This window comes from Lentzea rhizosphaerae, assembly GCF_042649515.1.
GTDB classification, from domain to species: Bacteria; Actinomycetota; Actinomycetes; order Mycobacteriales; family Pseudonocardiaceae; genus Lentzea; species Lentzea aerocolonigenes.
This window is the reverse complement of the sequence record NZ_JBHRZI010000011.1, coordinates 1179055-1196544: the sequence shown is the minus strand read 5'-3', so window position 1 is coordinate 1196544 and position 17490 is coordinate 1179055. Positions and strand designations below refer to the sequence as shown.

Annotated in this window: 20 protein-coding genes; 12 read left to right on the top strand and 8 right to left on the bottom strand. The window is 68.8% G+C overall.

What is annotated here, in order from left to right; genetic code table 11:
• Nucleotides 1-9: 9 nt before the first annotated feature.
• From ACFOWZ_RS13480 to ACFOWZ_RS13460, 5 genes are all read left to right on the top strand, one after another.
• Nucleotides 10-744, top strand: coding sequence for a hypothetical protein (locus tag ACFOWZ_RS13480; protein WP_030465814.1), 735 nt, complete (start codon nucleotides 10-12; stop codon nucleotides 742-744).
• A 72-nt stretch (nucleotides 745-816) separates the two neighbouring features.
• On the top strand, nucleotides 817-1590 hold the full coding sequence (locus tag ACFOWZ_RS13475; RefSeq protein ID WP_382372201.1) for an SDR family NAD(P)-dependent oxidoreductase: 774 nt from the start codon (nucleotides 817-819) through the stop codon (nucleotides 1588-1590).
• A 37-nt stretch (nucleotides 1591-1627) separates the two neighbouring features.
• A complete protein-coding gene (locus ACFOWZ_RS13470) occupies nucleotides 1628-1942 on the top strand; it encodes a hypothetical protein (protein WP_382372200.1) in 315 nt (104 codons plus the stop codon).
• Entirely contained in the window at nucleotides 1939-2853 is a 915-nt protein-coding gene (locus tag ACFOWZ_RS13465) for a WXG100 family type VII secretion target (protein WP_382372199.1), read from the top strand. Before ACFOWZ_RS13470 ends, ACFOWZ_RS13465 begins: the two co-directional genes overlap by 4 nt.
• Nucleotides 2850-3293 carry a hypothetical protein gene (locus ACFOWZ_RS13460; RefSeq protein ID WP_382372198.1) on the top strand — a complete coding sequence of 148 codons (444 nt, stop codon included), beginning with the start codon at nucleotides 2850-2852 and terminating at the stop codon, nucleotides 3291-3293. Before ACFOWZ_RS13465 ends, ACFOWZ_RS13460 begins: the two co-directional genes overlap by 4 nt.
• A 1-nt stretch (nucleotide 3294) precedes the next feature.
• Here the strand turns inward: ACFOWZ_RS13460 and ACFOWZ_RS13455 are convergent, their stop codons facing one another.
• Nucleotides 3295-3843: a hypothetical protein gene (locus ACFOWZ_RS13455; protein ID WP_382372197.1), complete on the bottom strand. Its 549-nt coding sequence runs from the start codon at nucleotides 3841-3843 to the stop codon at nucleotides 3295-3297.
• Between the two features lie 65 nt (nucleotides 3844-3908).
• Here ACFOWZ_RS13455 and pyrE point away from each other — a divergent pair, with 65 nt between their 5' ends.
• The 4 genes from pyrE to ACFOWZ_RS13435 are packed head-to-tail and all read left to right on the top strand — an operon-like array spanning nucleotide 3909 to nucleotide 6651.
• Nucleotides 3909-4463 (top strand): orotate phosphoribosyltransferase, encoded by a 555-nt coding sequence (pyrE, locus tag ACFOWZ_RS13450; RefSeq protein WP_030465820.1) that lies wholly within the window; start codon nucleotides 3909-3911, stop codon nucleotides 4461-4463.
• Nucleotides 4464-4522: 59 nt separating this feature from the next.
• Nucleotides 4523-4891, top strand: a complete 369-nt coding sequence (locus ACFOWZ_RS13445; RefSeq protein WP_382372196.1) for a DUF2784 domain-containing protein — start codon at nucleotides 4523-4525, stop codon at nucleotides 4889-4891.
• Nucleotides 4863-5528, top strand: a complete 666-nt coding sequence (locus ACFOWZ_RS13440; RefSeq protein ID WP_382372195.1) for a TrmH family RNA methyltransferase — start codon at nucleotides 4863-4865, stop codon at nucleotides 5526-5528. The genes ACFOWZ_RS13445 and ACFOWZ_RS13440 overlap by 29 nt, the downstream gene beginning before the upstream one ends.
• A 25-nt stretch (nucleotides 5529-5553) precedes the next feature.
• The gene (locus ACFOWZ_RS13435; RefSeq protein ID WP_382372194.1) at nucleotides 5554-6651 is read left to right on the top strand and encodes a glycoside hydrolase family 76 protein; all 1098 of its coding nucleotides are present in this window, start codon (nucleotides 5554-5556) and stop codon (nucleotides 6649-6651) included.
• On the opposite strand, the gene ACFOWZ_RS13430 is transcribed toward ACFOWZ_RS13435, so the two are convergent.
• On the bottom strand, nucleotides 6641-7372 hold the full coding sequence (locus ACFOWZ_RS13430) for a sugar phosphate isomerase/epimerase family protein (RefSeq protein ID WP_382372193.1): 732 nt from the start codon (nucleotides 7370-7372) through the stop codon (nucleotides 6641-6643). The genes ACFOWZ_RS13435 and ACFOWZ_RS13430 overlap by 11 nt on opposite strands.
• The gene (locus ACFOWZ_RS13425; protein WP_382372192.1) at nucleotides 7366-8340 is read right to left on the bottom strand and encodes a LacI family DNA-binding transcriptional regulator; all 975 of its coding nucleotides are present in this window, start codon (nucleotides 8338-8340) and stop codon (nucleotides 7366-7368) included. The genes ACFOWZ_RS13430 and ACFOWZ_RS13425 overlap by 7 nt, the downstream gene beginning before the upstream one ends.
• Before the next feature lie 33 nt (nucleotides 8341-8373).
• Between ACFOWZ_RS13425 and ACFOWZ_RS13420 the strand changes: the two genes are divergently transcribed.
• Nucleotides 8374-9222: a PfkB family carbohydrate kinase gene (locus ACFOWZ_RS13420; RefSeq protein WP_382372191.1), complete on the top strand. Its 849-nt coding sequence runs from the start codon at nucleotides 8374-8376 to the stop codon at nucleotides 9220-9222.
• Complete coding sequence (locus ACFOWZ_RS13415; RefSeq protein WP_030465827.1) at nucleotides 9186-9821, top strand: nucleoside/nucleotide kinase family protein; 636 nt, start codon at nucleotides 9186-9188, stop codon at nucleotides 9819-9821. Before ACFOWZ_RS13420 ends, ACFOWZ_RS13415 begins: the two co-directional genes overlap by 37 nt.
• Here the strand turns inward: ACFOWZ_RS13415 and ACFOWZ_RS13410 are convergent.
• Nucleotides 9818-10702: a right-handed parallel beta-helix repeat-containing protein gene (locus tag ACFOWZ_RS13410; RefSeq protein ID WP_382372190.1), complete on the bottom strand. Its 885-nt coding sequence runs from the start codon at nucleotides 10700-10702 to the stop codon at nucleotides 9818-9820. The two genes, ACFOWZ_RS13415 and ACFOWZ_RS13410, sit on opposite strands and share 4 nt — an antisense overlap.
• A 151-nt stretch (nucleotides 10703-10853) precedes the next feature.
• Nucleotides 10854-11522 (bottom strand): DedA family protein, encoded by a 669-nt coding sequence (locus ACFOWZ_RS13405; protein ID WP_382372189.1) that lies wholly within the window; start codon nucleotides 11520-11522, stop codon nucleotides 10854-10856.
• 188 nt (nucleotides 11523-11710) lie between these two features.
• On the opposite strand from ACFOWZ_RS13405, the gene ACFOWZ_RS13400 reads away from it, so the two are divergent.
• Nucleotides 11711-13087 (top strand): FAD-binding oxidoreductase, encoded by a 1377-nt coding sequence (locus ACFOWZ_RS13400; protein WP_382372188.1) that lies wholly within the window; start codon nucleotides 11711-11713, stop codon nucleotides 13085-13087.
• Here the strand turns inward: ACFOWZ_RS13400 and ACFOWZ_RS13395 are convergent, their stop codons facing one another.
• From ACFOWZ_RS13395 to ACFOWZ_RS13385, 3 genes are read right to left on the bottom strand one after another with little or no spacing between them, the layout of a single operon-like run.
• Nucleotides 13088-14782 carry a hypothetical protein gene (locus ACFOWZ_RS13395; RefSeq protein WP_382372187.1) on the bottom strand — a complete coding sequence of 565 codons (1695 nt, stop codon included), beginning with the start codon at nucleotides 14780-14782 and terminating at the stop codon, nucleotides 13088-13090.
• A 53-nt stretch (nucleotides 14783-14835) separates the two neighbouring features.
• Nucleotides 14836-16272, bottom strand: coding sequence for an amidohydrolase family protein (locus ACFOWZ_RS13390; protein ID WP_382372186.1), 1437 nt, complete (start codon nucleotides 16270-16272; stop codon nucleotides 14836-14838).
• Nucleotides 16273-16314: 42 nt separating this feature from the next.
• Complete coding sequence (locus ACFOWZ_RS13385; protein ID WP_382372185.1) at nucleotides 16315-17460, bottom strand: glycoside hydrolase family 18 protein; 1146 nt, start codon at nucleotides 17458-17460, stop codon at nucleotides 16315-16317.
• Between the last annotated feature and the right edge of the window lie 30 nt (nucleotides 17461-17490).

Sequence of the window (17490 nt, the reverse complement as noted above, 5' to 3'; positions counted from 1 at the left end):
GCTTCAGCTGTGGGCATACCGGCGTGGGTCTGGTTCACCGTCGCCGCGGTGGCGGGCGTGGCGGGGTTCGCCCTGCTCGCGACCGACCGGGCGCAACGAACCGCGCGTAATCGTGAACGGCGCCGTTGGGCTGCTCTGCGCGGCTGGCAGTTCGAGGAGACAGACCACGTGCTGCCGACTCGCTGGGAGGCCGGCGCCATCGCGTACTACGGCACGGGGCTCGCCCGTGACGTCGTCGCGGGCTCGACCTTCACCGCGGACGGACGGCGCCAGGTCTACGTGCTCGACCACGAGACCGGCGGCAAGGTCAACTCGGTGCTGGTCGGTGTGCGCTGCCGCAGAGCGTTGTCCGTGGTCATCGAGCTGTGGCTGTCGACAGTGCCGTTCCAGCGCGACAACGACAAGATGCCGATGCCCGACCTGCTCGGGCCGGTGGGGTCGCGGTACGCGTTCGTCACGGACGTCCCGGCCGCCCGCAAGATCATCACGCCGGACCTGATCGACGCCGCCGAGGAGATCGGGGGCGACGTCACGGTCGTCTGGATGGAGAACGACTGGGTGCTGGCCGCCGCGCCGCCGAACTCGTCGCCCGCGCGCCTGGAACGGCTGCTGCGCGACGTCGGCGAGCTCGCGGACGTCATCGACCCGTTCGACCCGGACCCCTCAGAGGTGGAGGAACCGGTCGACGAGGAGGACGACGGCGGCGAGGTCTACCGGCCGTCGTTCGGGCGCAAGCAGCAGTGATCCGGGTCACGGACCAAATGTGATCATCGCCGGCCTTCGGTCCCGGCGTTTTTCCGACTACCGTTCGGTGGCATGCCAACCGCACTGGTGACCGGATCGACCGTCGGGATCGGGGCCGCCTTCGCCCGCAGGCTCGCCGCGGAGGGGTACGACCTCGTGCTGGTCGCGCGCACCGCGTCCGCACTCGAGGAACAGGCGAAGCAGCTGCACGACCGCCACGGCGTGCACGTGGACGTCCTGCCCGCCGACCTCAGCGACCACGGTGATCGCGCTGAGGTCGAGGCACGCCTGGCGGAGTCGCCCGTCGACCTCCTCGTCAACAACGCGGGCTTCGCCAACACCGGCGAGTTCTTCGCGGCGGACGTCGAGAAGCTCCAGGCCCAGCTGGACGTCAACGTCGCGACCGTGCTGCGCCTGTCGAGGGCCGCGATCCCCGGCATGATGGCCCGCGGCAAGGGCGACGTGATCAACGTGTCCAGCGTGGCGAGCTTCCTGCCCGGCCGCGGCACCAGCTACAGCGCCGACAAGGCGTGGGTGACGTCGTTCTCCGAGGGCATGTCCCTCGCGGTCGCGCACTCCGGCGTGCGGATCATGGCGCTGTGCCCCGGTTTCGTGAAGACCGAGTTCCACAAGCGGGCCGGCATCGACATGTCCAAGACCCCCGACTGGCTCTACGTCGACGCCGACCGCCTGGTCCACGAGGGCCTCCGCGACCTGCGCCGCGGCAAGGTCCTGTCGATCCCCGGCGCCCAGTACAAGGCGATCGTGACCATCACGAAGGTGCTGCCGCGGTCCCTGGTCCGCAAGATGGCCTCCCGCTTCGCCGGCGGACGCGGACGCACCTGATCGGAACCGTTCGGCCGAATGGCGCGTCGAAGCCCGCGTGAGCGAACAGTTCCATGTCGTACCGGACGAGCTGCGCGGGTACAGCGAGCTGCTGGACCGCAACGCCCAGCACTTCCTGACCATCAAGGACCACGCGATCTCCAAGGGCGGTGACACCAGCGGGTTCACCGGCCTGCTGACGTTGCTGCACCCCGTCGTGACCGGCGTCGCGAATCTCTACGGGGAGACGTTGGAGTTCGCCAACAAGATGATGCTCAAGGACTCCGACGCGCTGAAGAAGACGGCCGAGTCGTACGAGAAGGTCGACCTGCACGGCGTGCAGCTGCTGAAGCAGGCCGGAGGTGGCCGATGACCACGGCGTACGCGGACGTCGAGAACCCGTCGGCCGCCCTCAGCGCGGCCGCGGAGGACCGCCCCGGCAGGCAGAGCACCAAGGAGCTCATCGAGAAGGCCGGCTGGAAGATCCAGGGCGTCAACTGGATCTACGAGAAGGTCACCGGTGAGAACCTGGTCGAGTCGCTGATCAACCCGCTGCTCGGCGACTTCGAGAAGATCGACGCCAACGCCAACGCGTGGGACCAGGTCGCCAAGGCGCTGGACTCCGTGCGCCACAACGTCGGCGAGGGCGTCAACCAGCTGAACCCGCACTGGAACGGCACGGCCGCGCAGGGGTTCGAGCGCCGCATGGACACCATGTGGGTCATCGCGATCGAGGCGGACTCCCAGGTCGCGCGGATCATCGGCAACAAGTTCCAGTCGATGGCCTCCACCTGCCGGACGGCGTGCGGCCTCGCGCTGACGTTGCTCGACATGCTGGTCACCAAGCTGATGGAAGCCGTGATCCTGGCGCCGATCCCGGTCGTCGGCTGGGGCAAGGCGGTGTGGGTCGTCTACGACTGCATCCAGATCGTCGACCGGATCCGGAAGATCATCCTCTCGATCCAGCAGATCATCGAGGGCGTCAAGGGCATGGTCGACGGCATCAAGGCCATGGGCACCGCGCTGATGAAGCTCAAGGACGTCCGCGATGTCAACGACGCGCTCGACGTGGTCGACGGCGTGCAGGACGGCAAGCAGAAGTACGACAACGGCATGTCGGCGGTGAAGTCCGGCGCGATGAGCATCGCCTGGGACGGTTACAAGCTCGGCAAGTCCGGTTCCGACGCGTCGGCCCGGTACAGCGGTGCCGGCAGTGGTGCCGGTGGCGCGGGTGCGGGTGCCGGTACGGGCGGAACGGGCAACACGGGCGGAGGTCAGCAGTGACGTTCCCCTACGACCAGGCCCGGCTGCAGGCGTTGATCGACGACGTCGACGCCAGGACCACGGCGGCCGTGCAGGTCGCGCAGCAGGCCGCCCAGTACCAGCCGCGGTCGCGCGGGGTGTCGGAGCAGGACCTCGCCGCGATCGAGCGGTACGCCCGCAGCGGCAACGCGCCCAAGGAGTTCAAGGACCTCCAGCAGCGCATCGACACCGGCGAGTTCAGCTGGAAGGACATCGCCGCCGGCCGCGTGATGGACGAGGGCGTGCAGAAGGCCCTCGCCACCGGAGTTCCGGACCTCCAGCGCGCCTACACGGCGATCCAGGAGGGGCAGGACATCGAGGACGTCATCGCGTCCGGCAACCCGGTGGCCCAGCGACCGCCGCGCCGGGATGACGACGACGAGGACGACGGGCCGAGCCACTTCCGCCAGGACGCCTGGTAGCTCAGGCCGGCCAGTCGCCGCCGCTGCTCAGATGGCTCGTGCCGGTGCCGCGAACGACGTCGAAGGCGACCGCGCAGGCGGTCGCCAGCGAGCGCAGCGGCTCGGCCACGCCGGGGTTGATCCGCACGACGTCCCGGCGGACGCGCTTGCCGTTGCGCTTGGAGCGTCCGCCGGTCTCGATGCGCCCGATGTCGCCGAAGAAGCAGAGCTGCTGACCGGTCGCGTCGTGCAGCGACTGCTTCCACGCGCCGTGGGTCTTGATCGTCCCGATCAACTGGCCCTGCGGCGAGCTGACGCGCACGTGGGGCCGTCGACCGAACCGCTTGCTGATGTGCATGATCGGCTGGCCGTGCGGCGCCACGACGTCGAGGTCGAACGTCGTCCAGCCGGAGAACCCCGTGTACCGCAGCGGCCGCTGCAAGCCCGGCCCGCTGCGTTCCCTGACCACCGCGACGGGCGTGTCGTGCTCGTCGAACACCTCCACCCGGTAGTGCGGCCGGAACAACAGGCTCATGGAGGTCCACGGCTGTTCGACGAAGAGGGTGCTCACGGTGATGCAGCGTACGAGGCACGGGCGCCCCAGGTGTGCGAAGCTAGCGACCCGTGCGAACTGAAGTGGTCTTGGACGCGAACGCGAAGTCGGAACTCGCTCGTCTGGTGAGCGAATTGGCCGTCGTGCACGGCAAGGTGACCCTCTCCAGCGGCAAGGAAGCCGACTACTACGTCGATCTGCGGCGGGCGACGCTGCACCACGCGGCGGCGCCGTTGATCGGCAAGCTCCTGCGGCAGCTCACCAGCGACTGGGACTTCGTCGCTGTCGGCGGTCTCACGCTCGGGGCGGACCCCGTGGCCTACGCGATGATGCATTCCGCGGCGATCGACGGCGACGTGCTCGACGCGTTCGTCGTGCGCAAGGCCAGCAAGGCCCACGGCATGCAGCGGCAGATCGAGGGCATCGACGTGCGCGGCCAGCGCGTGCTCGCCGTCGAGGACACCTCCACCACCGGTGGTTCGGTGCTCACGGCCGTCACCGCGTTGCGCGAGCACGGTGCCGAGGTCGTGGGTGTCGCCACGGTTGTCGACCGCGGCACGGGGGCCAAGGAGGCCATCGAGGCCGAGGGGCTGCCGTACCGGTACCTGCTCGATCTCGACGATCTCGGGCTCGCCTGAGGTTTTATCGAGAGCGCTTCGAGTCACCCCGTCCTAGTCTGGTGGACGGGGTGGTGCGAATGGCCAGGTTCCTTGCCGAAACGGTCATGGTCCTGCACTTCACGGTGCTGGCCTTCCTGCTGGTGGGTGGATTCCTGGCGTGGCGATGGCGGTGGGTGATCTACCCGCACCTCGCGATGGGCGTGTGGGCCGTCCTGAGCCTCTCGACCCCGATCACCTGCCCGATCACCGTGTGGGAGAACCACTTCCGCGGCCTCGCGGGCATGCCGCTGCTGGAGACCGGGTTCATCGACCACTACATCGACGGCGTCTGGTACCCGGAGAGCGCGTCGACGCTGGTGCAGCTGGTGCTGGGGTCGATCGTGATCATGTCGTGGATCGGGTTCTACGCTGGTGGGCGTGCTGCTCGAAGGCTTTCACGCTGTTAAGCACGCGCTGCGCTTCGGCGCACGGGTGCATCCGTTGCTCACCACGAACCTGAGTGACGCGGTCGAGCTCGCCGAGTCGCACGCACCCGACCTCGTCGAGGCCTTCAAACAGGCCACCGAGGTCGACCGGGCCGAGTTCGTGAAGCAGGTCGGCAAGACCCACCCGACCGGGGTCGCGGGGTTCGCCGCACGGCCGCAGCTGCCGTTCGACCGCAACGCGCCGATCGTCCTGCTCGACAACCCGCGCAACCTCGGCAACTTCGGTGCCGCCATCCGGGTGGCGGCCGGGCTGGACGCGGGCGGGGTGATCTCCACCGGTGACGTGGACCCGTGGCACCCGAACGTGCTCAGGGGATCCGCCGGCCTGCACTTCGCGCTTCCCGTCGCCAGGGCCGAGAGCCTCGACTTCGCGGGCGAGCTGATCGCGTTCGACGCCGACGGTGACCTGCTCACCGGGCCGATCCCGGACGACGCCGTGCTGGCGTTCGGCTCGGAGCGGCACGGGCTGTCCGACGAGGTCCGCGCGAAGGCCACGAGGATCGTCCGGCTTCCCATGCGGGACAAGGTCAGCAGCTACAACCTGACCACTTCCGTGGCGATGGGGCTGTACCACTGGGCGATTCACCGAGCTTCTTGACCGGTCAAGCACTCACCATGATCTCGTGGTGATCGCGAAACTGCTGGCGGCGCGCGCGGGCGTCGCGGAGCGCGCGGTGTACTCCAGGCACCTGCGACGGGTCTGGGGCGTGCCGGGCACTTTGCTCGGGGCACGGGTGTGGCCCCCGCTCTTCCGCGACAAGCTGCACACCAGCTTCAACTACTGGTGGCAGGCGCACCTGCTCGACTGCCTGATCGACGGTTACCTGCGCTCGCCGAACGAGCTGCGCAAGGCGGCCGTCACCAAGGTCGTGCGCGGCATCCGGGTGCGCAACGTCCTCGGCTGGACCAACGACTTCTACGACGACATCGCGTGGCTCGGCCTCGCCCTGCAACGCGCCCAGAAAGAGGTCGGCGTCGCGAAACCCAGGGCGCTCCAGGTGATCGCCGAACGGCTGCGGGACGGGTGGACCGACCACGCCGGCGGCGGCATCTGGTGGAAGCGCAACGACGACTTCAAGAACGTGCCCGCCAACGGTCCCGCCGCGATCTTCCTGGCCCGTCAGAACGACCGCACCGACCTCGCCCGCGCGCGGTCGATCGTGGACTGGGTCGAGGACAACCTGGTCGACCCCGGCAGCGGCCTCGCGTGGGACGGCCTGCACGTCCACCCCAACGGCGAGATCCGCGAGTTCGAGAAGAACATCTACACGTACTGCCAAGGGGTTCTGATCGGTGCGTGCGTCGAGCTCGCCCGGCACGGCCAGCAGGACAAGTGGCTCGACCGCGCCGCCCGCACGATCACCGCCGTGCACGACGACCTGGCGACCAACGGTGTGATCAAGGGGCAGGGCGGCGGTGACGGAGGCCTGTTCGCCGGCATCCTCACGCGTTATCTCGCGCAGGCGGCGTTGGAGATCCCCGAGCTCGACCCCGACCGGCACGAGACCGCGGACCTGGCCAGGGAGCTCGTGGTCCAGTCGGCGGAAGCGGCGTGGCTCAACCGCGTGATGGCCGTGAGCGGTCCACTCTTCGGTCCTGAGTGGACGGTTCCGGCGGACGAGCGCGAGGGACGTGACCTGTCCGTCCAGCTCGGTGGCTGGATGTGCCTGGAGGCTGCGGCTCTGCTCGAACGCCACGGCCTGGACGTGACTACGGCCTGATGTAGCTCAGCAACGTCTTGGCGTCCTCGCGGAACTGCTCCGGCGAGTCGTCGATCACGAACTCCAGCAGGGCGTTGCGGTCGACGCCGTCGCGCGCCAGCTCGGTCAGCACCGGCTTCCACAGGTCGCGGCGCTCGGCGAGCGGCAGCCGTTCGGTGTAGCCACCCGGACCCCACGAGAAGACGTGCGCCGTCACCGGTTCCAGCGTGCGCACCTCGTGCACTGCGGAGAACACGTCCTGGCCTCCGTGCGGCTGCCAGTACGACACCACGCCGTCGACCTCGTCCAGCAGCTGGACTGTCGAGTCCAGCGTGTCGGTCAGCGTGTTCCGGTGGTATTCCAACGCGATCCGCGTGCCCATCGCGCCGGCGTGCTCGACGGCGTGCTGCAACGCCTCGACCACCGGCCCGCGATCGGGGCACTCGGCGGACCCGGAGGTCCCCGCCCAGACCCGCACGAGCGGTGCGTCCAGCTCTGCCGCGGTCTCCAGGATCGGCGCCAGGTCGGCACGATCGGACACGCCCGCGCGGTAGTACGACCCGTACGCCGCCACCTTCAACCCGGTGTCGAGCGCTCGCCGTGCCGCGGCGAAGTCACCGGGCGGCACGTGCACGTCACCGCCCCACTCGACGGCCTCGAGCCCGCACTCCAGCGCCAACTCGCCGATCTGCTCGATCGAGAGCTGCCGGAACGTCACCGAGACGAGGCCGGGGATCAGCATCCGCAGGACTGCCTGTGCATCAGCGAGGGCGACAGCCGGATGGTCTCCGGTGCCCTGTCCGGATCGGCGATCCGGGAGATCAGCAGCTTCACCGCTGTCCTGCCGATCTCCTCGACGGGCTGGGCCAGCGTGGTGAGCGGCGGGTCGATCAACGTCGCCCACTCGACCTCGTCGTACGCGACGACCGCGAGGTCCGTGCCGAGCTTCAGGCCGCGGGCGCGTGCCTCGTGCAGCATGCCGACCGTCACGAGGTGGTCGGCCGCGACGACGGCCGTCGCCGGGTCGTCCTGGTCGAGCAGCGGCGCGAGCCAGCCGCTCTGCGACACCATCGCCTCGTCCCACTTCAGGCCCGCGCGGCCGAGGCCGAGCCGGTAGCCGAGGATGCGTTCCTCGGTCGTGGCGACGCCCGTCTTGCCGCAGACGATGCCGATCCGGCGGTGCCCCAGTTCCGCGAGGTGCTTCACCAGACCCGACGTGGCCTGCACGTTCTCCGGCCCGACCTGGTCGATGTCCTTCGCCACGGTCAGCCGGTCCACCAGCACGGTGGGAATGCCCAGCCGCTTGAGCTCGGGCAGCACGAGGCTTCCACCGCCGGCCGACGGTGTGAGCAGCAGTCCGTCCACCCGTCTCGAGCGCAGCATCCTGACCGCGGTCTGCTCGGATTCGGGGGTGTCCCGCGTGTCGATCAGCACGAGCGAGTAGCCGTTCCGGGTCGCTTCCGACTCGATGGCGGCGATCAGCTCGGCGAAGTACGGGTGGGAGACCAGCGACACCGCGAGGCCCAGCGACTTCGTGCCGCCCATGACCAGCGATCGCGCGATGGCGTCACCCGTGTACCCGGTTTCGTCGATCGCCTTCTGCACACGCTCACGTGTGTCCTCGGCTACCGGCCTGGTCTCGTTGATCACGTGTGACACCGTGGTGATGGAGACCCCCGCGAGAGCCGCGACATCCCGCATGGTGACCATGGCCGGGACCTTACCCGTTTGGAGGAAGCCCAGATGGCAGCCGTGCTGTGTGTCGGGCTCACAACTCTCGACGTGACTCAACGGGTGGACGCCTTCCCGGAACCCGGGCAGAAGGTCCGCTCGCTCGACGCGGTGCTGTCGCCGGGAGGTCCGGCCGCCAACGCCGCCCGTGCCGTCGCGGCACTGGGCGGGAGGTCGTCACTGCTCACCGCGTTGGGTGCCGACGCACTGGGTGAATTTGTCAGGGCTTCCTTGGACCCGGTCCAAGTCACCGCCGTACCGGGCACGACGCCGGTGAGCATGGTCGTCGTCAGAGATGCTGATGGGGAGCGCACCGTCGTCTCCCGCAACGCGTCAGTGCCGGTCGTCGCGCCCGATCTGTCCGATCTGCTGGCCGCCGCGGACGTCGTGCTCTTGGACGGACACCACGACGGCCTGGTGATTCCCGTCGCCCAGCAGGCGAAAGCCGCGGGATTGCCTGTGGTGCTCGACGCCGGGAGCTGGAAACCTGTCCTCGATCACCTGTTGCCGCTGGTGGACGTGGCTGCCTGCGCTTCGGGGTTCGAGCTGTCCGAGGCCGGGGTGCACGCCTTCGGGGTGCCGCTGGTGATCCGCACGCAGGGTGCGGCGCCGGTGACCTGGTCGGCTCGCGACGGTTCGACCGGAGTGGTGCCCGTGCCCGCGGTGGAGGTGAAGGACACGAACGGTGCCGGCGACGTCTGGCACGGCGCGTACGCCTACGCGCTCGCGACAGGGGCGGATCCGGTGCAGGCCATCGGTTTCGCGTCGGAGGCGGCCGCCGTTCGCGTCGGTGCGGTCGGGGACTGGGTTGAGAGGCTGGCACGGTGGCAGGACAGCAGGTCAGGTTCGAGGAGCTGCTAGAGCGGGCTCGGGTGCTCACCGACCAGGGTGAGCGCAAGATCCTCGGCATCGGCGGAGCACCCGGTTCCGGCAAGTCGACACTTGCGCGGCGGCTCGTCGAGGCCCTCGACGGCCAGGCGGTGCTCGTCGAGATGGACGGCTTCCACCTCGCGCAGAGCGAGCTGGAACGGCTGCGGCTGGTCGAGCGCAAGGGCGCGCCGGACACGTTCGACATCCCCGGCTACGTGGACCTGCTCGGCCGGATCAAGGCGTGCGGGCCGGACATGATCTACGCGCCGGAGTTCCGCCGCGAGATCGAGGAGCCGATCGCCTGCGCGGTGCCGGTGCACCCGGACGTCCCGCTGGTCGTCACCGAGGGCAACTACCTGCTGCTCAACTACGACAAGTGGAAGCGCGTCCGGATCATCCTGGACGAGGCGTGGTTCCTCGCCATCGACGAGGACGTGCGCGTGCAGCGCCTGATCGACCGCCACCTGCGGTACGGGCGAACCCTGTCGGAGGCGGAGGAACGGGTGCTGCACGGCACGGACCACGTCAACGCGCTGATGGTGAACTCGTCGAAGGGGTCAGCGGATCTGCTGATCTCCGAGGTGCTTTAAGCGCACACGATGGTGAAGCAGCCGAGGGCGTCGTTGTTCGAGACGTTCTTCCCGCCGTCCGTCACGGTGCCCGCGGTCGCCCACATTCCGTATTGACTGTTGTTCTCGCTCGTGTTCTTGCGAACGGTGATGTCGAGTGGAAGCGGCACGTTGATGCGCAGGCCGTCCCCGACGTTTTCGGCGAACGTGTTGCGCTCGACCAGCAACGGGCCGGGGAGCGTTTCCTTCATGTCGACGAGCAGGCCGGCGGATTTCATCTTCTCGAACCTGTTGCCGCGGATGACGCCCTGGACCGGCTTGTGGACACCGACCCAGTTGCCGCCGGTGAACGTGTTGCGCAGCAGTTCGATCCGGCCGGTCGTGATCATCTCGAACCCGTCGAGCTCGCTGTCGCGGACGGTCGCCCGCTCGGATCCGCCGAGCGTCAGCAGGTTCAGCTTGGTGTTGACGACGTCGATCTGGGTGGCGCCGATGTGGTTGATGCCGTTGATCGTGCCCTGGTCACCCTGGATGACCACGTGGGTCGCGCCGATCTGTTCCATGGTGAAACTGCTGTTCAGGAGGTGACACCGGGCGCCGCAGAAGAGTCGCCACGCGTTGATCTTGCTACGCACGAACGTCGCCGACGTCGTGCCGTTCCAGAAGTAGGACCCGTTCCTGTTGCCGAAGGTCGTGTCGATGAACCTGGTGTTGGTCGCGTTGTCCGCGACGACGTTGATGGCGGCCACCGTGCCGTTGCGGATCGTCGTGCCGTCCACGTCGGTCATGTCGAGTGCGGGCGAACCACTCAACTTGTGCCCGTTGAGGTTGATCGTCACCCCGTTGGCCCCGACGATGAGTCCGGGCGTTCCAGAACATTCCAGATCGGCCGTCAATTTCACGCTTTGTCTCAGCGTGTCACCGCATTGCGGCATCGTTGCGGCATGAGCCGGTGTTACTCCACCGAACAGTGCAATTGAAACAGCGAATGCACTCAAAAAACGCACGTCAGACCTCCCCGTCCTTTACGTGAAAGGTCAGAGTGGCAGATTTTCAGCCCGCGTGGTGCTCGGTCAGGTGCCCCAGGTCCTCGCTGGTCTCGTCGACCGGCTTCTGCATCTCCTGGCGGTAGCGCCAGATGCCCCAGCCCGTCCCGCCGAGGAAGAACGCGACGCTGACGACCAGTGCCGCCGTTTCGAGCCACGGGAGCTTCTGCAGGATGCCCGCGCCGTAGTAGCCCGCGAGCACCAGCGTCGGCACCCACGCGATGGCGCCGAGCGTGGTGGCCAGCGTGAACTTGCGGAGGTCCATCCGCGCGGCACCGGCGATCATCGGCGCCAGCGTGCGGATCCACGGCAGCCAGCGGGCGAGCACGACGGCCCAGAACCCGCGCCGGTCGAGGAAGTCCCCTGCCCGCTTGAGGTTCTGCCGGTTCAGCACCTTGCCGCCCTTGCGCGCGAGCACGCGCGTGCCGGTCCCGCGGCCGATGAAGTACCCGACCTGGTTGCCGACGACGGCCACGACCAGCGCCGCGAGGGACAGCGCCCACGCCGACAGCTCGCTGTTGTGCGACGCCAGCACGACCCCGGCGGCGAACAGCAGCGAGTCACCGGGCAGGAACAGCCCGAAGATGAATGCGCACTCGACGAAGATGAAGCTCAGCACGATGACCCACACGGCCACCGGACCCGCGGTCTCCAGCGAGGCGAAAGCATGCGCCACGGTGAACCAGCCTACGTCGTGCCGTGCGAAGGGCGCGGCGACATCGGGCCAAAGGGACAACGAAATCTGGGTTGAGCACGCTGAGTCACCACGTGAACTCCCCTCGGTCGAGATCGCCTTCGTGAGGAACCTTCCGACCCGTGAATTCCCTCGGCAACGTGCCGCGTCACACCACTAGCGTGGTCAGCATGGAGACCCTGCTCGCCGAACTCCGCGCCGCTCTGGGTGACTCCGGTGTCCTCACCGACGCCGACGTCACCGCGAGCTACCAGCGCGACATGATGCCGTTGGCGCCGCACGGCAGCCCGCTGGCCGTGGTGTTCCCGCTGAACACCGAGCAGGTCCAGGCCGTGGTGCGAGCGTGCGCGCGCCACCAGGTCCCGATCGTTCCTCGCGGTGCCGGCAGCGGCCTGTCCGGCGCCGCGAACGCCATCGAAGGCTGCGTCGTCCTGGTCACGACCAAGATGGACGCCATCGTCGAGATCGACGCCGACAACCGCCTCGCCGTGGTCGAACCCGGCGTGGTCAACCTCGACCTGCGCGGCGCCGTCGAGAAGAACGGCCTGTTCTACCCGCCGGACCCGAGCAGCTACGACTGGTGCACGATCGGCGGCAACCTCTCCACCAACGCGGGCGGTCTGTGCTGCGTGAAGTACGGCGTGACCACCGACTCCGTGCTGGGCCTGGAGGTCGTGCTGGCCGACGGCGAGGTGCTGCGGACCGGTCGCCGCACGGTCAAGGGCGTCGCGGGCTACGACCTCACCAAGCTCTTCATCGGCTCAGAGGGCACGCTCGGCGTGATCACGAAGGCCACCCTGGCACTGCGGCCTCTCCCGCAGGCCCCCGCCACGCTGGTCGCCGCGTTCGGCAGCACCGCCAGCGCGGGCGCCGCGGTCAGCAGGATCGTCCGCGAGGGCCTGGTGCCGTCGTTGATGGAGATCATGGACCGCACGTCGATCGAGGCCGTCGAGCAGTACCTGAAGACCGAGCTCGGCGCGGGACCCGGCTGCGCGGCGTTGCTGATCTGCCAGTCCGACGCGGGCGGTGAGCAGGCCACGCACGAGCTGCAGAAGATCGAGGAGATCTGCTCGGAGGCCGATCTCGTCTACGCGACCCACGACATCAACGAGGGCCGCGACCTGCTGACCGCCCGCCGCGCCGTGCTGACCGCGCTGGAGGTCTACGGGTCGTGGCTGACCGACGACGTCTGCGTGCCGCGCACCCGCATCGCCGAGCTCATCCAGGGCTGCGAGGACATCTCGGCGGAGGTCGGCCTGAAGATCGCCGTGGTCGGTCACGCCGGCGACGGCAACATGCACCCGACGATCGTCTACGACCCCACCGACGCCGACCAGTTCGCGCGCGCCCAGAAGGCGTTCGACGACATCCTGGCCGTCGGGCTCGCGCTGGGCGGCACGGTCACCGGCGAGCACGGGATCGGCAAGATCAAGCGGGAGTGGCTGGAGAAGGAGATCGGGCCGATCGGTCTCCGGGTCCACCGCGAGATCAAACGCGCACTGGACCCGGAGAACCTGTTCAACCCGGGCTCGATGTTCAGTCTCTAGTCACTCGCGGTAGTACGTCGCCGTGAGCGACTGGAGGCCGTCCGCGGTCCGGGACCGCACGTCGACGCTCGGGGGCGGGAACTCCTGCTCCCCGAGGTCGAGCGGCAGTGTCACCGTGCCGTCCGGTCCGGCCGCCACGACCTGCTCCGGACCGGAGTTGACGCTGTAGACGTACTCCACGACACCCGGCATGCCCGGCGCGAACGTGTACAGGTCGCCGTTGCGCGTGATGGTCGGGGTGGAGTCCTTGGTGCGGATGAAGGCGCTGCTCGACTGCGTGAGATCGCCGTCGGCCGTCTTGGCCCGCGCGCTGACGCTGGTCGAGTACGGGCTGGTGACGCGCACGGTCACCTTCGCCGCGCCGGCCACCGCGGGCACGGTGAGCTCCGGGCCGTTGCCGACCTGGTAGACGAACGAGGTCACGTTCGCCTCGACCGAGCTCATCGAGACCTCGACCTCCGACCCGAGCTGCGCTTCCTCGAAGGACCGCACGGACGGGCCGCTGTAGCGCACCTTGAACTGGTAGATCGCGGAGTTCGAGTAGTGGCCGACCCGGTCGACCGCGAACACCTCGATCGAGTTGTCACCCCAGAACGGCACGCGCACGGTGACCGTCGCCTTGCCGCCGGGACGGTCGGCCGAAGCCTGCTGCAACGCGCCGTCGCGGAGCCGGTACTGGAACTCGACGACGTCCTCGTCGCCCTGGGCGTCGAAGGTGAACTCGCCGGGAAGCCCGGCACCGGTGGTCGGGCCGCTCGGCGTGAAGTCCGTCGAGGAGATCGCCGGCGTGCTCGGGGCGACCAGGTCCGCGGTGAAGCGGCACGGCGTGCTGGACGGGCCGCTGTCCCAGCCGTCCTCGCCCCTCGCGGTCCACTCGTAGGTGTGGCCGTGCTCCAGGAAGCTCGCGGGCAGGTAGGTGTACGGATTGTCGGTGGTCTCGTCGACCGCCTCGTGGCGCTTGGCCGGGTCGGCCACGTCGGTCACCACGTACCGGACCCCGAAACCGGGAACGGGATCCGCGTCGGTGACCTTCGCGAACAGGCTCGGCGGCGCGCCGACGGGCAGCGGCGTCGCGGTGCACGGCTTGCCGCCGGTCACCGGGTCGGTCGCCGGGCTCGGCGGTGTGTTGTAGGTGACCTGCACGGACATCGGTGCGTACCGGCGGCCGTACCCGGTGTCGTACTGCCTGCCGCCCGCCATGCGCAGCGCGAACGTGGCCTTCTCCTGGCCCGCGGCGACGGCCTTGGTGACGGCGTCGGTGACGTCCCAGCTCACGAGCGCGTGGCACTCGCCGGTCACCCTGATGTCGAACCGGGTGAGTTCCCTGGGCGCGCTGAACCACGTGGGCTGCTCGGCCAACTTCGTCTGCCACAGCTCGACCGACCTGGGCTTGGCGCAGTCGGTCACCGCGGTCTCGCGCGAGTACACGGCGGCGCTGATGATCCTGTTGCCGCGCAACTGCTTCAGGTCGACGGTGACGTACGCCTTCGACGAGTGGAACCGGTTCTCCGCGTCCCGCCAGGCGCCGACCGGCGAGTCCTGGCCCGTCAACGTCCGGGCGGGTTCGCGCAGGTCGGTGTGGCCCTGGCCGGTGATCGGCAGAGTTCGCGGCACCGCGGCGGCGGCGGAAGCCGGTGTCACGGCGAACACCGTGACACCGGCGGCGATCAGCAGCGTGCTCAACGCACGTCTCATGTCTTTCCCCCAGAGAAAAGCCGGCCCCAGGCCGGATCGGGGCAGACCATACGTCAGCAGCACCCCACCTGAACAGCGGGAAAAGGCTCCTTGGCCGCGCTCTCCACGTCCGCGAGCATCCGCTGCCGTTCGGCGGGCCCGAGCACGCGGCCACGCGTCAGCACGGTGTGGATCCGCTGCGTGTTGCGGATGTCCGCGAGCGGGTTGCCGTCCAACACCACGAGGTTCGCCTCCGCGCCCGGCACCAGCCGGGTGTCGCGGGTGCCGGCCCGCAGCGCCGCCGCCGGCGGCAGACCCGCCTCGACCAGCAGTTCCAGCTCGTCGTGCACCGAGAATCCCGAGAACGAGTACGGGTTGCCCGCGTCCGTGCCGACCAGCACCTCGACACCGAGCTCGTGCATCTCGGCGACCTGTTCCGCGCGACGGCGGAAGAACTCGGCCTGTTCCTGGATCTCCTGCGGCGTCACCGGAACCCACCGTTTCAGGCCGTCACGCCAGAGGTCGCGGTAGAACGCGGGCATGTACTTCATCCGCGGGTCGTTCTCGAACCGTTCGGCCGGACTCGAGTACACCCGCATCGCGACCATGGTCGGGCACAGCGCGGAGCCGTTGCGGCGCAACCGTTTCGCGAGCTGAACGGCCTTGCCGCGGCGGTGGGTGAGGGTGGCCTGGCGTTCGAACTCCAGCACCTGCTTGAACCACGCGAACGGGTCGGCGGGGTCGAGCGGCAGCGTCGCGATCGCCTGGCGCAGCTCGGTTTCCGCCGCGCTGGTGGCGAGCGGCAAGCCGTACATGTGCTCGAACGTGCGCTGCCCCAGGTCGCTCGCGTCGCCCAGCGCCACGTGGTCGGAGCAGTGGCCGGCGAACGTGATGTCCTGCCGCGAACACTCGTCCGCGATCGCCGCGAGCGTCGGCCGGTCCAGGTACGAGTACACCTTCACGAAGTCCGCGCCCTGCGTCTTCGCGTCCCGCACGGCCTGCCTGCCCTCGTCCGGCGTGCTGACGATCAACGCGCCGGGCAGCGTGGAGTGCGGCCCGTCGATGATCGAGCTGCCGACGACCAGCCGCGGCCCGAACACCTCACCGCGCTCGATCCGGTCGCGCAACGCGCAGATCGGCGGGAAACCCCACATCTCCCGGATGCCGGTCACGCCGTTGACCAGGCACAACGGCAGCGTGATCCGGTCCAGGAACGCGCCGTGCACGTGCATGTCCCACAAACCGGGGATGACGAACTTCCCGGCCAGGTCCAGCACCGCCGCCCCGCGCGGCAACGGCAGGTCGCACGCCCCGACCGCGAGAATCCTGTTGTCCGCCAGCACGATCGTGGCGTTGGAGCGGGTGTGCGCGGCGTCGACGAGCGTGACGCCGCGCAGCGCGGTGACGCTGACGGAGGCCGCGGCCCGGCCCGGTGCGAGCAGGCCCATCCCTGCTGCCGCACCGAGTCCGGCGAGCCAACCCAGCACTTCCCGTCGGGTGGTGTCAGTCATGTCGTTCAACCAACACCCTGACGTTGCGTGAGACTCAAACCCTCAGCGCGACATCGCCGTCAGCAGCGAGTACTGGGCGTCGTCGTGCCCCAGTTCCCACATGAACGTGCCGAGCAGTCCGCGGGAGTGGGCGAAGTCCGCGCGAATCCCGATCGACCGCGGGTTCTCGTACGAGACGAACTTCTTCTCCGCCGCGTTGTAGAGCCACGGCGACTGCGCGACCGGGTGCCAGTACTCCTTCCAGCCCGGAGTTGCCTTGAGCCGCAACGCTTCCTCGTAGCCGTCGACCCAGAACGCGCTGTCGTAGGGCTGGTAGAGGCCGTGCTGCGGGCCCTCGGTCCTGACGTTGAAGCCTCGGCCGTAGAACGGCGTTCCCAGCACCATCTTGCGCGGCGAGACGCCGTGGCGTTCGTAGTAGTCGATGGCACCGACGACGTTGTTCCAGCGACGGTCCGCGGGCGGCATCGGATCGTCGGCGACCTCGCGGAACGGTGCGTTGAACGTGGCCACGGGCGAGAACCCGGTGCCCATGTCGTAGGTCATGACGTTGATGAAGTCCATGATCCGCGACAGCTCGCAGAGTTCGAACGACTTCGCCGGGTCGTAGGAACCGTCGGTCTGCAGGCGGCCGGTGGGCAGCGCGCCGGTGACCAGCCGCTTGCCCAACGCCCGCTTGAAGTCGCGGGTCAGCAGGGTCATGTTGCGCCTGTCCTCCGGCCGGTCCTTGATCTCGGCAGGTCCGCCGTAGACGGGGAACTCCCAGTCGAGGTCGATGCCGTCGAACGTCCTGTCCGCGAAGAAGAGGTCCACACAGGACTGGACGAGCGTCTTGCGCGACTGCGCGGTCAGCGCGGCGTCGGAGAAACCGCCCGCGCCCCAGCCTCCCAGCGAGATCAACGCCTTCAGGGACGGCTTGCGCTTCTTCAGGTCGCGGATGTCCGCGAAGTCCTTGGCCGCGGTCGTCGCCGGCATGACGCACTTGCCGTTCTCGATGAGCGCGAACGCGTAGAACAGGTGCGTGATCGGGGTGTTCGAGGGGATCGCCGAGATCGGCTTCGAGTCGCTGTACCAGTTGCCGTAGTAGGCGCCGACGATCTTCTTGGGTGGCGCCGCCTCGGCCACGCCGACGCCAACTGAGACGGAGATTGCGGCCAGTGCGGCCGCCAATCCTTTGCGGAGCAACGACATCCTGGCCTCCACCGCTAGTGGTTTAGACCA